Raw genomic sequence first — 17,176 nt, 5'->3', positions numbered from 1 at the left:
ATTATTCATTCTCCTTATTAAAAGTCATAGAAACTATTTTACTAACTCCCTTTTGTTCCATAGTTACACCATAAATCATATCTGCCATTTCCATAGTAGGTTTTCTATGAGTTATCATTATAAATTGAGTTTCCGTTAAATAATTCTTCAAATACTCAACATATCTTAATATATTAGAATCATCTAATGCAGCATCAACTTCATCTAAAATACAGAACGGAGATGGTCTTGTTTCAAAAATCGCAAATAAAAGCGCTACTGCTGTTAGTGATTTTTCTCCTCCAGACATTAATGACAAAGTTTGCATCTTCTTTCCTACGGGTTTAGCTATAATATCTATTCCACAATTTAAAATGTCTTCACTGTCAAGTTCAAGTTTAGCTTCTCCACCGTTAAATAAAATTTTAAAAATATTTGAAAAATTCTCATTAATAGTTTTGAATTCATTAATAAAAGTCTTTTTCATAGTATTTTCTAATTTCAATATAATTTTATTTATATCTTCTATAGAATTTTGTAAATCTATCTCTTGATTTTTTTGAAATTCAAGTTCATTTTTTACCTTTTCAAACTCTTCTATGGAATCATAACTAAAAGAACCTAATTCTCTTAAATCTTCTTTTAGTCTTTTTAATTCTTCTTTAGTAAAATGCTCATTCTTATATAATTCCATTTTTCTTTCGCAATCTTCCAAAGTTAAAGAATACTCATCGCAAAGTCTATTGATTAAATTTGAAAATTGTTCTTTTAAATTTGATATCCTAAGTTCATTTTTCTCAATTTCTTTTTCTAAAGTTAAAGATTTTTCACTTAATTCAGAATATCTTTTTGAAATTTCTTCATTATCTAATATGAGCTTTTTCCTCAAATGAGTATTTGTACTAATGGAATTAGTTAATTCATCAGTCTTTAAATTAAATTCTACATTAAGTTGTTCTATCAATTCTATTTCGGATAAATTATTCTTTAGTTGTAACTCGGATTCTATTAACTCTGATTCCTTTAGCTTAAGTTTACTCTCATTAGAATTCTTATTTTCTAACAAAATATTTTTTGAATTATCTAAAATATTTATATCTCTTTCAATTGAATCTAAATTATTTATAATAATTATTTCATTTTTTTCCAATTCTAAAATAAGATTCTTTAATTCATTTATTTCTAAATTGTATTTATTAATTTCATCATCTATAAGAATACTTTTTTCCTTATAAAGAATTAACTTTTTTTCTTTATCAGAAGTAAAACCTTGATGATTTTCTTTGTAATTATCTATCTCGTCAATTTTTTCAGAAATTTTTCTTATATCAAATTCATTTAAATAGATAAGCTTTTGCAAAGAATCAATTTTTAATTTTACATCTTCTTTTTCACTTTTCAGATTATCTAATTTTTCTTTATTTGACTGTAAATCAGTTTTTACACCAGAAATTCTATTTATATTATTCTTTAAGCTAGTTTCTAAATTTTCAATATCCGATAAAGCTTTTGCTAACTGCTGTTTCCTACCAATTATAGAAAAAGAATTTTTACTAGATTTATATCCTCCGGAAATGGAACCCCAACTATTTATAACATCACCATCTAGCGTAACTATTCTAAATTTATGTTTAAACTTGTTAGATAATTTTATTGCGATATCCATATTTTCACATATTACAGTATTCGCTAAGAAATAATCGACTATATTTCTATAATCATCATTACAAGTTATTACATCATTAGCAAAAGATAATATGTCTGAATCTGTAATATTACCACGCTCTTTTGTAGAAAATATTTTTGAAATAGGAAAGAAATTTAGTCTTCCAATTTTATTAGTTTTTATTTTCTCAATTATTTTTTTAGCTTCTAAATCATTATGAACAACAATACCTTGTAAATTTGAAGATAAAACAGTATCAATTGCTTTTTTATACTTCTCTTCAACAGAAATAAGTTCTCCCAAGGTCCCACAAATCATCGACTTTAACTCAGTTTCTCTATCGCAAAGTTTAAATAAATCTTGAACTGATTTACCATATCCTTCATAATTTCTAATATAATTTTTTAACATAATAATTTCTTTATTCTTATAATTTATCTCATTATTAATATTAGAAACCTGATTATTTAAAGAAATAAGTTCTTTTTCTAATTCTGATATAAGTTGTCTCTTTTCATAAATAGTTAAATCAATATTTTGTACTTTTTGATTATTTGATTTTAAAAGTGAGTTATTCTTAGATAATTTTTTTTCTATATTTTCTTTTTCAATATTTAATTTAGTTACTTCTTCAGTATTTTCTTCAATTTTCTTTTTTATGCTATCAGTTATAATTTCATTAGCTCTTTTTTCAGTTTCTAAATCGCTAATTTTATTTTCAAGTTCCTCTTTTTCTAGGAAGAATTTATCTAGAATTTGAACTTTAGAACTCAAAAGTTCTTTGCTTTTTGATAATTCATTCTTTACCTTATTTTTGTCATCGATATAGTTTTTTAAAATCGAATTTTTTTCAGAAATTCTTTTTTCTTGTTCTGATATTTCAAGATTAATTTTTTCTAAATTATCGATATACTCCTGTTTTAATTTTAAGGATTGTTCATTATTTAATCTTATAAACTTATTTCTTTCAATTAAAACATTTTTTTTATTAGTAATATCATTTTTTTTGTTATTTATTCTATCCAATTGAGCAGAGTCTTTTTCAATAACATTAGTTATATTATTGAGTTCCTCTTTTAATGGTGAAATTTTTAATTTTACATTTTCAAATTCTTTATTTATATCAAGTAATTCTTCTTTATTGATTTCTAAATTTTCTGAAAATTTATTAAAATTACTGTTTAAATTGTTATAATCTTTATATGAAATAGAAAATTCAGCTTTTTCAATGTTCTCTAATAGAGCAATACCTTTTTTAGCCTTAGTAGATTGTCCTTTTAAAAAGCCATATCTATTTTCATTTTGAATAATTATATCTCTTAATCTTGTTAAATTATCTTTAGCTTTGAATAACTTCTTTTGTGATTCGTTTTTTTGGTATTTAATTTTTGAAATACCTGAAGCTTCTTCAAAAATGGCTCTTCTATCCTCTGACTTTCCATTTATAATTTCTTCAATTCTACCTTGACCGATTATTGAATAACCTTCTCTTCCTATACCAGTATCTAAAAATAATTCTCTAACCTCTTTCAATCTTACATTGGATTTGTTTATAAAATAATCACTTTCACCAGTTCTATATAATTTTCTTGAAATTGTTACTTCTTTAAAATCGATAGGTATTACATTATCTGAATTATCAAAAGTTATACTAACAGTTGAATAATTTTTTTTAATTTTGGTATCTGTTCCGGAAAAAATAACATCTTCCATTTTGCTACCTCTTAAGGTCTTAGCGCTTTGTTCTCCTAAAACCCATCTAACAGCATCGGCAACATTACTTTTTCCACTCCCGTTTGGTCCAATTATCGCTGTTATATTAGTTTCAAAATCTAATTTTATCTTATCAGCAAATGATTTAAAACCATTTATTTCAATGCTCTTAAGTCTCATTAATTCTCCTTAAAATATTCTTATTAAAATAATAATCTATAAAATCATTCATATAAACTATATTTTCATTAAATTTTAAAATATTTTCCTCAAATGTAAGAGTTTTTATTTTTATATTAATATTATATTTTTCTTTAAAATATTTTAAATTTGATCTTTTATTTCCAACAATTTTTGAAACTTCTGAATTGTTACATTTAATAGTAATATCATATTTAATATCAAAAAAACACATATAATACTCTATAAAATCCCTATAAACTGAACTTTCAACAAGTTCTCTAAATGCAGGATGATATGGTCCAGCAACTATATCTACATCTTCAGAAATGTTATCACTACTCTGTAATCCAAGTCTTATAATAGGAATATTGTAATATTTAAAAATAACATAAATATATTTACACAAACAAATAGAATCTTCAAGACTCATTGGTATATATTCTTTAGAATAATAAAGTCTTTCCAATTCTGTATCTTTTATAGTAAGTGTAGGATACACTCTAACAAAATCTGGGCTTATTTTACATATTTCAAAAGCAGTGTTTACTACTGTATCTATGGTATCTCCATAGAGTCCAACCATCATTTGTAATCCTAATTTGATATTATATTTTTTTATAAGAGATGATGACTCATAAACACATTCTACATTATGACCTCTGTTATTTAAATCCAAAGTACTCTGAGTCATAGATTGGACACCTAATTCAATTGTATGAACCTTGTATTTAATTAAAATATCAAGAATTTCCTTACTAATATAATCTGGCCTTGTTGATATTCTTATAGAATTTACAAAGTCTATATCAATATAATATTTTGCTATTTCAAGGTATCTAATCATTAAATTCTTATCTAATCCTGTAAAACTGCCTCCATAAAATGCAATTTCAATAGGAATATTTTTATTCTTAAAATATGAAATATAGTTTTCTATATTTTTACGTATATCAACTTCATCAAGAACATCAACAAAATTTGTTATCTTTCTTTGATTACAAAATATACAGTTATGAGGACATCCCATATGTGGAACAAAAATTGGAATTATATTACACTTATTCACTAATAGCTCCAGTTTTTATTAATGCATCTCTGGCTGCTTGTTGTTCAGCTTGTTTTTTATTTTTTCCAGTACCATATCCCTTAACAATATCATCAACATTTACACACATATCAAATTCTTTGTCATGATCTGGACCACGTTCTGCTACAAGTGTATAATTGATTTTTGTTGAAGCATTCTTATGAAAATATTCTTGCAGATAGCTTTTATAGTCTTTTATAAAAATATTTTTATTAATTTTATAAACTACAGTGTCAAAAAAATATTTATTAGCTATTTCAATAACAACATCCATACCACCATCAAGGTATAAAGCTCCAAAAAGGGCTTCAAAAGTATCAGCTAATATACTATTTCTATCTCTTCCACCGAAATGATCTTCACCTTTTCCTAATAAAAGATATTTACCTAAATTAAAAGTCCTTGCCGCATATGAAAAAGATTCTTCACAAACAACTTTACTTCTTATTTTAGTTAAATAACCTTCATCTGAATTTGGAAATTGGCTATATAATTCAACACTTACCACAAAACCTAAAATAACATCCCCTAAAAATTCTAATCTTTCATTAGAAACAGTAACATCTTTGCATTCATTTAAGTATGATCTATGAACAAATGCTAAGTTAAGTAAATCTAAATCCTTAAATTTATAACCAATATTTTCCATCAATTCGGATAACAATTCTTCTCTTTCTTTAGTAATCATATAATTACCTCTTATATATTATTCTCAATATATTCTACTAAGTCTCTTACAGTAACAATTGAACGAATTGTATCCTCATCTAATTCCAGATTATATTCATCTTCAATATCCATAATTACACTTAATATTTTTATAGAATCCGCTTGTAAATCCTCTCTAAATTTAGTATCTAAATTTATTTCCTTACCTTTAAACGCATTTTGTAAAAATTCTTTTATCTTTTCGAAAACCATTACTAATCTCCTTTCTCAATTTTTGCTTCAATTTTTTTATTTATGTCTTTATTTATATAATCAACCATTGAAGTTATACCAGAAACAACTGCTTTTTCATCACTACTACCATGCCCTTTAAATACAACCCTTTTTAATCCTAACATAGGACAAGCACCATACTCTTTATAATCTAAAGTTTTCTTTAATTTTATCATTGGTGACTTTATTAACATACCACCAATTTTCCCTAAAAAAGATGACATTAATGCTTTTTTCATATTAGTAAGTATAAACTTTACAGAACCTTCAATAGTCTTAAGCAAAACATTTCCATGAAATCCATCACATACTACTACATCAACTTCGCCATTAAAAATATCTCTAGATTCGATATTACCAACAAAGTTCATGTCCTCTTTTTCTAAAACAGAATATGTCTCTTTTAAAATTTTTGTACCTTTTCCATTTTCACTGCCTATGTTTAATAATGCAACTTTTGGGATTTGTTTATTTAATGTTTCTTTAGCATATATATTCCCCATTATTGCAAATTGCTTTAATATTTCAACAGTACACTCGATATTAGCACCAATATCTAGTAAAATCATTTTTCCTTTATTTGTTGGTAAAGTTATTGTTAGTGCAGGTCTTTCTACATTTTCCATTCTTTTTGCAATAAGAAGTCCTGAAACAAGTACAGCTCCAGTACTTCCGAAAGAAATTAATCCGTCAGCTTCCCCATTATCTAATAATTTCATTCCTAAAACTATAGAAGCATCTTTCTTTCTCCTTACCGCAAAAGTTGGTTCTTCAGTATTTAGAATATATTCTTCAGTATCGATTATTTCTAATCTATTTTTTAAATCATTATCAATATTTATTTTTTCTATTATTTTTTTTGGTCCAATAACTATAAAAGATAAATCTTTAAGGAATTTACTTGTTTCGATTACTCCATTAAAAATAGTTTCAGCTCCTTTGTCTGATCCTAATAAATCAACTATTATTTTCATAATTACCTCCAATATTAATTCAATTTAGTATATCATATTTACACATTTTATACAAATATTTTGCATTATAACCGTATTTAAAATAATTTTTTATGAAAATTTTAAAAAACATATACCATCATTTATAAAAAAGAACCCACTTCTCCATGATGTTTCAAATTGGCTGGGTAACTGGGGACCTTGTTGTGTCACAATAAAAAAACAGTAAACATAAAATTTACTGTTTTTAAAACTATTTTAGTTTTATATTATTATCAACAAAATTTATAATAATCTTTAATCGCTGCAATAAAACACTCATTATCCTCAGTATTTCTGACTGCTACTCTAATAAATTCTCTATTTTCTAAATTAATTTTTGAAGTTAAATCTTTTATAAATATATTATATTTTTCAAGCATTTTAGAACATAACTCTTTAGAATTTCCCTTTTTCAATTCAATAGTAAAATAATTGGCTTGAGATGGTATAACTCTAAATTCTTCAATTTTGTTTAATTCATTTAAAAAAATCTTTCTAGCATTTTTTATTTCAGTTAATGCATTAGCATAAACTTTTTTATATTTATCATATATTTGAAGATAATATTCTCCAAATGAATTTATATTCCAAATTGAAACATCTTTTTTAACCATAGAAATTAAATGTGAATTTGAAGTTGCAACAATCCCAAGTCGAATACCCGGAACTCCATAAGATTTTGAAATACTTTTTACAACAATAAAATCATCATATAAACTTAATAACCTATCATCTAAAAATGTAGAATTTTCTTCTTCTGCAAAATCAACAAAACTCTCGTCTAAGATAAATTTAATTTTTTTATCCTTTGCCCAATCAATTAGAGTAAAAACATCTTTCTTACAAATATAATTCCCGGTAGGATTATCAGGGTTTATTAAAACCAATGCTTCTATATCTTTGTCAAAATAAAATTCAATTATATCTTTAGCAGTATATGAAAAATTATCATTTTTTGGAACAAATACTATTGATTTTTTGCTATTATGTCTATTAGGGTATTCCTCGAAGGTAGGCCTTATAAAACCAATATTTCCATCAATTTTTTCGATGACTGATTTTATAAGTTCAGCAGCTCCATTTCCAACAACAATATTTTCTTTCTTTATATCAAAAATTTTAGCCACAAGACTCGAATTGACATTAAGTCCTGAAGGATATTGTTCAAGAAGCACTTTAAAATTATATTTTAATTCATCTATCATTTTTTTAGGTGGAAAATATGGATTTACTAAATAACAAAAGTCCAGTAATTTAGGATATCTCCAATAACCACCATATCTTATTTGATATTTTTCAAGTTTTTCATCTCCTGTTGAAAATATTGAAGAAGCAATATCTAAATCTTGTTCATCATCAATTTCATACCATTTAATATCTTCTGATATCACTTTTGCATATATATGATTTTTACCTAAATCAATTATTGTCTTTAAAACCGCTTCGTAATAATCATTTTTTCCATTAGCACTCATATATGCTTCTAAAAAAGGAAAATATATATTTTTTGAAAATTCCTTTGAAAATTTATATATATTTATAGTTTTATAGTAATCATCTGCTTCTTCAAAATTAAAATCTTTTCCTGGAATAAAATCTATGATTTCTTCTTTCTCATTTATTTTTAGACAAGTTCCATCCATCCAACGTTCAAATTTAGCTACCAAAGCCAAATTTTTGCGTTTATCATCAATGATTTCTACAATCATATTATCATCAAATATTAAATCTGATTCTAATAAAATACTATCTTCTTTAATCATTTCACTTTTGGCAAGAAACATAGAATAAATATTGTTTGTTTTATCATAAATATCATTATTAATAAAAGTTAGTTTAGTTTTAACATTTAATGACTTTATATAATCAATAAAAAATTCACTTTTATATCCAGTAACCACAATAATATTTGAAAGTGATTTATCATCTAATATTCTAAGCATTCGCTCCATTAGGGAAATACCATTTACCTCTACCATCGACTTTGTATTATTCTCTGTTAATTTTTTTAGTCTACTTCCAAGGCCTGCTGCCAATATAACTGCTTGCATTAAAATAACTCTCCTATTTATACTTTTTAAAAACTAAAAATGATGGAAATTTCGGAATAAAAAATGTAGATTTTGGTGGTAATATACAAACTTCATTAGCCAATTCCATAAATTCCTCGGGGTCAAGAGGACAAAGTTCTATTAAAACATCATCTTTATTAAGATTTTTCTTAGCAAATAAAATTTCAGTATCTCCAATATACTTAACATTTGAAAAATTTAAAATTCTAAAAGCTGTGGAAATTATTTGAGTATTCATTCTATATACATCATTATTCCAAAATAAATCATTCTCAGTATCTTTTAGCTTTACTAGAAAAGAATCTCCTTGATATGTTATTCTAACATATCCCTTTTTCAATTCTCCATCATCAAAGACTTCTAAAAAATTATCCATAAATATCTTAGCCTTATCAAAAGAAGTAGCATCAATATCTTTAATCATTCTGTGTATAGGAGATATTGTTACTTGTGAAAAACTTAGAAAGCATGAAAAAACACTATTTTTATTTTTTAACATGGAAGATGCATACAGTCTATGATGACCATCCGCTACATACATTTGTTCAATACATAAAAAATTTTTTAAAATTTTTTTAGCTTCATCATCAAAAAAAACATACAAATCAATATTATCAAAATGATAATCTTTTTTATACTTTTTATCAGAAATTATTTTTTCATAATCAATCTCTTCTTTATGAACAATAAAAACTGGAGCGGTTTCCGAATTATATATATGATAATTTGAAATCATCCCCTGAATTACATCTGGTAAAACTAATTCATGACACTTTATTTTCTCAGAAACATATTCTTCAATAGGTAAATCTGCAAGAATTCCATAAGAATCATAATATTTAAAAATATAAATACATTCATTATTTCTTTCTATTATTTGAGAATTTAACTTATCTTTGCTACGTTTAGATAAGAATAAAGTATCATTATCAAAACAAATTTTACTATCATTTATTTTTGCTAAATTTATAAAATCAGAATCGTATAGATTATTAGAAATATTTATAAAACTATTTTTTAATAATTTAATTTTCATAAAAACCTCCATAAGCTAAATGATATACTATAATAAAAATTGTAATCTTTATATTAAACTAGATTTATTATATCATAATAATAGATAAAAATCATCTCGCTTTCATAGTTATATAAAAAAGATGAGAAACTAATCTCATCTTTAGAATTATTTTTATTCAATTATTAAATCGTCTAACAACAATTCTTCTGAATCTTCAATTTCATCATCAGCTAAATTTGTTGTTTCAATTTCTTCTGGAACATCTTTCTTTTCATATTCAATTCCATAAGATTCATATATTTTGTCCTTTATTTCTTCTAAAAATGAAGGATGTTCTTCCAAATATACTTTTGCTTTCTCTTTTCCTTGACCAAGTTTAATATCACCACAACTATACCAAGCCCCAGATTTTTTTATAATATTTTTATCAGCAGCCATGTCTACTATAATTCCAAGTTTTGATATTCCTTCTCCAAAAATAATATCAAATTCACAAGTTTTAAAAGGAGGTGCCATTTTATTTTTAACAACTTTTACTTTAGTTTTTGCACCAAATGGTTCACCATCTCCCTGTTTCAATTGTTCTGCGCGCCTAATATCAATTCTAACACTTGCATAGAATTTTAATGCTCTACCTCCTGTAGTAGTTTCAGCTGGACCACCGCCAGCATAAGGATTAGTTGAAATATTAGATCTTAATTGGTTAATAAATACAACTGTTGTATTAGATTTAGAAATTATTCCAGCTAACTTTCTCAATGCTTGACTCATAAGTCTAGCATGTAATCCCATATGAGAATCACCCATATTTCCTTCTATTTCTGCTCGAGGAACAAGTGCAGCAACCGAATCTACTATTACTAAATCAATTCCTGAGCTTCTAACCAATGCTTCAACGATAGCCAACGCTTGTTCACCGGTATCTGGTTGAGATATAAGTAAATTATCAACATCAACTCCTAATTTTCGAGCATATTCTGGATCTAGTGCGTGTTCTGCATCTATGAATGCTGCTACTCCACCTGTTTTTTGTGATTCAGCAATAATGTGTAATGTTAACGTAGTTTTACCTGAAGATTCAGGACCATAAATTTCAACAATTCTTCCCTTAGGAATTCCACCTATTCCCAAAGCGATATCTAAGTTCATCGCTCCAGTACTTATTGATTCTATATTTATCTTTGGAGCATCACCCATTCTCATTATTATACCTTTTCCAAAATCTTTTTCAATTTTTTCAAGTGCAATAGATAGCGCTTTTTTTCTTTCATCTTTATCTTCAATTCTTTCAAATTTATCAGTTTTCTTTACTGCCATTACTTCCTCCTATATTATATATTATTTAAATCTAATACTTTCAAATTTTTCCAGATATAATCAACTGCAGATATAATTGTAAATATAACAGATATATACCACAATATAATATCAATATTCAAAGGAATCTTAATTATATCTGTAGAATTCAAAAGAATAAAACTAATTGCAAATAATTGAGTTATAGTTTTTATTTTTCCATAAATGCTAGCTGATATAACAACTCCATTAGATGCAGCTACTAATCTAAATCCAGAAATTATAAACTCTCTTGCTAAAACAATACAAACCATCCATGCCTCAACTTTTCCAAATTGCACAAGCATAACAAGTGCAGAACATGCTAGTATCTTATCAGCTAGAGGATCCATAAATTTACCAAAAGTAGTTACCAAATTTCTGCTTCTAGCTAAGTATCCATCTAACATATCGGTTAAAGATGCAACTGTAAAGATAAGAAAAGCCAGGATATTATTTATTCCTAAAAACAATAAACTAATAATAAAAATAGGTACTAATAATATTCTAAATAAAGTCAATTTATTTGCTATATTCATCATTATCCCCTCTCATTTTGTCTAAATAATCAAAACCAACTAAAATTTTTCTTGGCTTGCTACCTTCCTGTCTTCCTACTATCATTCTGCTTTCCATTTCATCAATAATTCGACCAGCTCTAGCATAACCAATTTTCATTTTTCGTTGCAACAATGATATTGATGCTGTATTTTCTTCTAAAACAATTCTAACAGCATCATAGAATAAGTCATCAACATCTTCATCTTCGTTATTATCCAAATTAGACATTTCTGATTCAATATTCTTAATAATTTCCTCATCATAACAAACTTCATGAGTCTGTTCCTTAATATTATTAACAACAGCCTCAACTTCGCTATCGGAAACAAAACATCCTTGTATTCTAATAGGCTTTGAAAGTCCAGAAGGATTAAACAACATATCTCCCTTTCCTAATAAAGTTTCAGCACCAGAAGAGTCTAAAATAGTTCTTGAATCAATTTGTGAAGAAACTTGAAATGAAATTCTTGATGGAATATTTGCTTTTATTGTTCCTGTAATTACATCTACAGAAGGTCTTTGGGTAGCAACAATCAAATGAATTCCACATGCTCTAGCCATTTGTGCAAGTCTACATATGTAAGATTCAACTTCATTAGCACTTACCATCATTAAATCAGATAGTTCATCTATAACTATAACTAAATAAGGTAGTTTTTCCAATTGATTACTTTTCTGCTTTTCGTTATATCCTTTGATATCTCTTACTTGATTATCAGAAAACAAACTATAACGTCTTTCCATTTCTCTTACTGCCCAATTCAATGCAGCACTTGCTTTTTTGGAATCAGTAACAACTGGAATTGCAAGATGTGGAATTTTATTATATATTTTAAGTTCTACTACTTTTGGATCAATTAAAATCATTTTTACATCTTCTGGAGAAGATTTATATATAATACTCATTATTAAAGTATTAATACAAACCGATTTTCCAGATCCCGTTGCTCCTGCAATTAACATATGAGGCATTTTATCAATTGAAGAAACAATTATTTCACCCGATATAGTTTTTCCTAAAGCCATAGGCATTTTCGAATCACATTCTTGATATTCTTTAGAAGATAATATTTCTTTTAAGGATACATTCTCTTTAAGAGTATTAGCAACTTCAATTCCTATAACTGACTTGCCCGGAATAGGAGCTTCAATTCTAATGTCTGGAGATGCTAATGCCAATGATAAATCATCAGATAAATTTACAATTTTATTAACTTTAACACCCATATCTGGTTGTAATTCAAAACAAGTTACTGTTGGACCTTTATTAATCCTTACAACTTTTGCACCAACACCAAAACTTTTTAATGTTGCTTCAATTTTTTTGGCTCTTTGTTTTAACGTTTGTTCTGATTCTGTTTCTTTTGTTTTACTTCCTCTTAATAAACTTAAAGGTGGTATTTTATATTCGACTTTTTTTACCTCAAAATTAGATATAGCTATGTCTAAATTATTAGACCCATCTTGAGAATTTTTTATTTTTTCTTTATTATTCTCTATATCGTCATTGGGAAATAAATTAAAACTATCTAACAATTCATCTTTTTCAATTTCATCAATTTTTGTTTCTGTATTATTGTTAATATTATCATTATGATCTAAAACTATAATTTCATTATCTTCTTCATTATCAACATTTTCAACAATTTCTAAAACTTCATTATTGGGACTAATTTTCTTTATATCTCTTTTTTCTTTATAGTTTGAATACTTTTCTTTAATTTTTTCTATCAACTTTAAATTATAATTTTTAACGATTTTTAAAAAATCAATAAAACTGATATCCAAAAAAGATAATATTAAAAATAACCCTATTATGAAAGTAAAAATATATAGACCTATTGTTCCAATCATAGCGTTATAAATGAAGCCAAAAATAGCTCCTATATATCCACTACCTTTCGGTACAGTATTTTTTGCCACAGACATTTTAACCGAGAAATTTGTGGAAGAATTATTTGCTAAATCAACAATTGCCATATAATTAGATAATAACAATAATCCTAAAAAACTTATATTTCTATTTTTTTTATTTAATTTCCCTAACAGTATAACAACATATATCATTTCCATTAAAAATAAAAATAGAAAATATGTGCCACCAAATAAGTCCTGAAAAATATTTTTTATAATATTTCCTAAAAACCCTGTATTAGCAAAAAAAGAAAAAATAATAAAAAAAGAATTTAACAAAAATAATACTAAAACAGTATTTTTAAAAACTTTATCTTCTTTACTATAATTTATTTTTTTTGTTTTTGATCTTGTTTTCCTCTTTTTCTCCATCTTTTCTCCTACTAATAACCAGTATGTCCAAATCCGCCATTATTTCTATCAGTATCAGATAGTTCTTCTACTAGTTTAAAGTCAACACGTTCATATTTAGTAATAATCATTTGAGCTATTCTATCATTATTTTTTATAACATAATCTTGATTAGATATATTAACTATAAGAACTTTTAACTCTCCTCTATAGTCGCTATCTATTGTGCCAACACCATTAGCCATTGTAATACCATGTTTTAAACTCATCCCACTTCTAGCCCTAATTTGGCCTTCGTATCCTAATGGAATTTCTATATATATTCCAGTAGGAACTGCAATTCTTTGCATAGGTTTTATAATCAAATCTTCATCTAAATTCGCTCTTAAATCAAAACCTGAAGAGCCATCCGTAGCATAAGATGGATTTTCATTTTTACTTCTATTTATAATTTTAATTTCCATTAAATAATCCTCCAAATATACAATTTTAACAGTTATAGTATAACAAATTTATTGTATTTAAGCAAACTACTTAATATCATTTTTTTCCATTTTTTCCAAGTAATAATCATCGCTTATTTTTATAAATCTAGCTGTTACATCTAGTATTTCAGGTAAAAATTTATAATCACTTTTTATTTTATACTTTGAGAATAAGACTCCTTCAATATAAAAATCAAATTTTTTATTCTCGGAATTATTAACTATTACTCCTTGTACTTTAGGTATCTTATTGGTTACTATTATTTCACTTGTACTATTAATTTTAACATTACTATAAATATCAACATTTTTATTAAAATCAAGATATAATTTATTTTTAACGTCTATATTTATTATGCTGTACTTATAATCCTTTATAAAATCAGAACTTTCTACTAAAAACAAGTTTATAAAATCATCTCTTGAACAATTTTTAAAATCATCTATATCACATAAATTTATATCTAAATTATCAACAGTAACCTGCTTTAAATCCAAATAACTTCTTAACAATTTTTTATACTGCTCATTATACACAAAATAAATTTTATCTTTATAATCATATATTCTTAAATCATCAGTATAAGTATTTTGTATCTCCTGAGTAAATATTCTATTATATAATTTAGAATAATCTTTATTTAAATCAAAGTAAAAATCATTATTTAACAATTTTGTATTTTCGTCAATATAATTTTTTACTTGTTCATCAAATATATAATTCTCTATTCTATTTTTATCTACAAATTTGTATTCAATTAATTCATTATAATTTTTTACTTCAAAAAAAATTTCGTATTGACTTACATTATATTTTTTTGATTTATTACCCTTATCGTAAAAATTCAGATTTTTCTTTATACGTTTACTTGTTAATGTTATTTCATAGGTATCAAAATTATTCTGAAAATTTGTAATATTATTCACATTTAATAAATCTTTAAAATTTATTTTTACATTAAAATTTTCCCTATTATTTAATTTACTATTAACAAAATTTAAAGTAGCTTTAGTATTTAAAATTTCCTCTAAACTAATATCATTTATTTTTTTAGAAATTAAATTTTCTTTCGAAATCTTATGATTGTGAGTAAAAATAGTTCTATAATATATTGAAAAAAATACAACTAATACTAAAGAAAATATCAACAAAACAACTGGCATAATATACGACTTACGTTTCATATCAATTTCCTCCTGACAAGTAATTAAATTTTGAATTTTTTAAAAAGATATATTTTGAATATTCTTTACCATTAAATGAGACTTTTATAACTAAGTAATTATCAATTCTTTCCACTAAAAAAAAATCTAAATCATTTATCAACAAATTACTTCCATAGTATGTAGAATTTAAAATGTTTTTAGATATTCTACGTATTTCGTACTTACTACCATATTTTATTATTTTATATGTAATTTTATTTATTTTAGAAACCGTATGTCTATTATTTTCACTCAAAAAAGAATTATATCTATATCTTTTCAGCTCTATTTCATCTGAATTTACTTTAATCTCTAATGAATCAGAAATTTCTTTTTCTATATAATTCATTGCGTAATTAATTTGTTCTAATTTCGAATAATTTTTTCTTTGATTTAAGTTTAAAAAATAAGTACCATAAAAAATATGAATACAACATATAATAATTATACTTGAAACTACTATTGTTATCAGAAGTTCTAATAATGTAAATGATCTTCTATTATTTTGATACATAAAATTCATATATCTTCTCCACATTATCTTTTTGATAAATCTTTATATTATAAAGTTCTCCAAAATCAGAAACTTTAACTTCAAATTTTTCTGAATTGACATTCTCTAAGATAGATTTATTATTTTTGATATTGCTCTTTATAAGTACAATAGTAGTTTCAATTTCTGATAATTCATCAATTTCCTTAATATTAGCTTTTTGAATTTGTAAAAAATTATTAATTCCTGATAATATATACAGACTTATTATAGATAGAACAAAAACCGCAAAAATACATTCAACTAATGTAAATGCTTTATTTTTTAAATAATTATTTTTCATTTTTTATCACATTAACAAATCCTGTTACAGGTCTAATCCTAATTTCAAAATTTTGTTTATCATATGAGAATTTAAAAGTCTTTCCCACACTTGGAATACCGTTAGTGTTAATTTCTAATTTAATATCATTTAAGATATTTAAATGTTTACAATAAATTTTTTTATATACAAATTCTCCTGATGATATTTCAAATGTTTCTTTTGTTGAATCTGATTTCAATTTAACAATTTTATTATTTTCTATAGAAAAGACTTTTGCATTTTCTATACTTTCTGCTATTAAGTATAATTCCTCATTGGCAATTGTTTTTTTATTATTTACAAAATTTACTCTAACAACCATTACCATTACAGATATTATAGCTAAACAAACTACCAATTCTATAAGCGTAAATGACTTTCTTTTAATCATCTTTCTCCACAGGTGGTGTTACTACTACATCTCCATTTTTTATTTCTACTTTATAAGCTGTTCCCTTTATAGACTTTGGCAATTTAGGAATTTCTTTTATGTATTTTTTATTTACCAATTCTTCAGTAATATCTCTATCAGATTCTACTTTTTCCTCTGTTAAATACCTAAGTCCAGCCACTTCTAAAACCTTAACATTTGCTGAATGAGCAGTCTTATCAGCCTTAACTCTTGAATTGTTATATCTAGGAACTGCTATTAAAATAAGGATAGCAAGTATTGCTATAACAACTAAAAGTTCAATCAATGTAAAAGCCTTTTTCTTTACATTATTCATAAAACTAATCCTCCTAAATAAATAATATTTTAATAAGATCCCCACCCTTCCACGATGCTTTGCATCGAGTGGGTTCCTGGGAAC

The 17,176-nt window shown here is 25.0% G+C and carries 16 protein-coding genes; all 16 read right to left on the bottom strand.

Annotated features, from left to right (window positions below; genetic code table 11):
- Window position 1: 1 nt before the first annotated feature.
- Entirely contained in the window at window positions 2–3,538 is a 3,537-nt protein-coding gene (smc, locus tag RWJ08_RS00810; RefSeq protein WP_313960758.1) for a chromosome segregation protein SMC, read from the bottom strand.
- Complete coding sequence (locus tag RWJ08_RS00805) at window positions 3,528–4,607, bottom strand: radical SAM protein (RefSeq protein WP_313960757.1); 1,080 nt, start codon at window positions 4,605–4,607, stop codon at window positions 3,528–3,530. Before RWJ08_RS00805 ends, smc begins: the two co-directional genes overlap by 11 nt.
- Window positions 4,600–5,316, bottom strand: a complete 717-nt coding sequence (gene rnc / locus RWJ08_RS00800; protein WP_009354264.1) for a ribonuclease III — start codon at window positions 5,314–5,316, stop codon at window positions 4,600–4,602. Before rnc ends, RWJ08_RS00805 begins: the two co-directional genes overlap by 8 nt.
- Before the next feature lie 11 nt (window positions 5,317–5,327).
- Complete coding sequence (locus tag RWJ08_RS00795; RefSeq protein ID WP_009372380.1) at window positions 5,328–5,549, bottom strand: acyl carrier protein; 222 nt, start codon at window positions 5,547–5,549, stop codon at window positions 5,328–5,330.
- 2 nt (window positions 5,550–5,551) lie between these two features.
- Window positions 5,552–6,544 carry a phosphate acyltransferase PlsX gene (plsX, locus tag RWJ08_RS00790; protein ID WP_313960756.1) on the bottom strand — a complete coding sequence of 331 codons (993 nt, stop codon included), beginning with the start codon at window positions 6,542–6,544 and terminating at the stop codon, window positions 5,552–5,554.
- A gap of 254 nt (window positions 6,545–6,798) precedes the next feature.
- Complete coding sequence (locus RWJ08_RS00785; RefSeq protein ID WP_313960755.1) at window positions 6,799–8,616, bottom strand: aminotransferase class I/II-fold pyridoxal phosphate-dependent enzyme; 1,818 nt, start codon at window positions 8,614–8,616, stop codon at window positions 6,799–6,801.
- A 13-nt stretch (window positions 8,617–8,629) separates the two neighbouring features.
- Window positions 8,630–9,673, bottom strand: coding sequence for a DUF1015 family protein (locus RWJ08_RS00780; protein ID WP_313960754.1), 1,044 nt, complete (start codon window positions 9,671–9,673; stop codon window positions 8,630–8,632).
- Between the two features lie 153 nt (window positions 9,674–9,826).
- Entirely contained in the window at window positions 9,827–10,972 is a 1,146-nt protein-coding gene (gene recA / locus RWJ08_RS00775; RefSeq protein ID WP_313960753.1) for a recombinase RecA, read from the bottom strand.
- Between the two features lie 14 nt (window positions 10,973–10,986).
- Window positions 10,987–11,529 (bottom strand): CDP-diacylglycerol--glycerol-3-phosphate 3-phosphatidyltransferase, encoded by a 543-nt coding sequence (gene pgsA / locus RWJ08_RS00770; RefSeq protein WP_009372395.1) that lies wholly within the window; start codon window positions 11,527–11,529, stop codon window positions 10,987–10,989.
- Complete coding sequence (locus RWJ08_RS00765; protein ID WP_313960752.1) at window positions 11,513–13,837, bottom strand: DNA translocase FtsK; 2,325 nt, start codon at window positions 13,835–13,837, stop codon at window positions 11,513–11,515. Before RWJ08_RS00765 ends, pgsA begins: the two co-directional genes overlap by 17 nt.
- Before the next feature lie 11 nt (window positions 13,838–13,848).
- Window positions 13,849–14,280 carry a dUTP diphosphatase gene (gene dut, locus RWJ08_RS00760; RefSeq protein ID WP_293439712.1) on the bottom strand — a complete coding sequence of 144 codons (432 nt, stop codon included), beginning with the start codon at window positions 14,278–14,280 and terminating at the stop codon, window positions 13,849–13,851.
- A 66-nt stretch (window positions 14,281–14,346) separates the two neighbouring features.
- Window positions 14,347–15,486, bottom strand: coding sequence for a hypothetical protein (locus RWJ08_RS00755; protein WP_313960751.1), 1,140 nt, complete (start codon window positions 15,484–15,486; stop codon window positions 14,347–14,349).
- A gap of 1 nt (window position 15,487) precedes the next feature.
- Complete coding sequence (locus RWJ08_RS00750) at window positions 15,488–16,030, bottom strand: prepilin-type N-terminal cleavage/methylation domain-containing protein (protein WP_313960750.1); 543 nt, start codon at window positions 16,028–16,030, stop codon at window positions 15,488–15,490.
- Window positions 16,008–16,343: a type II secretion system protein J gene (locus tag RWJ08_RS00745; protein ID WP_009372689.1), complete on the bottom strand. Its 336-nt coding sequence runs from the start codon at window positions 16,341–16,343 to the stop codon at window positions 16,008–16,010. Before RWJ08_RS00745 ends, RWJ08_RS00750 begins: the two co-directional genes overlap by 23 nt.
- Window positions 16,333–16,755 carry a type II secretion system protein gene (locus RWJ08_RS00740; RefSeq protein WP_313960749.1) on the bottom strand — a complete coding sequence of 141 codons (423 nt, stop codon included), beginning with the start codon at window positions 16,753–16,755 and terminating at the stop codon, window positions 16,333–16,335. Before RWJ08_RS00740 ends, RWJ08_RS00745 begins: the two co-directional genes overlap by 11 nt.
- Window positions 16,748–17,092, bottom strand: coding sequence for a prepilin-type N-terminal cleavage/methylation domain-containing protein (locus RWJ08_RS00735; protein ID WP_009354265.1), 345 nt, complete (start codon window positions 17,090–17,092; stop codon window positions 16,748–16,750). Before RWJ08_RS00735 ends, RWJ08_RS00740 begins: the two co-directional genes overlap by 8 nt.
- Window positions 17,093–17,176 lie beyond the last annotated feature (84 nt).

The organism is uncultured Parvimonas sp. (assembly GCF_963524015.1).
In the GTDB taxonomy this organism is placed as follows: domain Bacteria; phylum Bacillota; class Clostridia; order Tissierellales; family Peptoniphilaceae; genus Parvimonas.
This window is presented reverse-complemented; position numbering and strand designations above follow the sequence as displayed.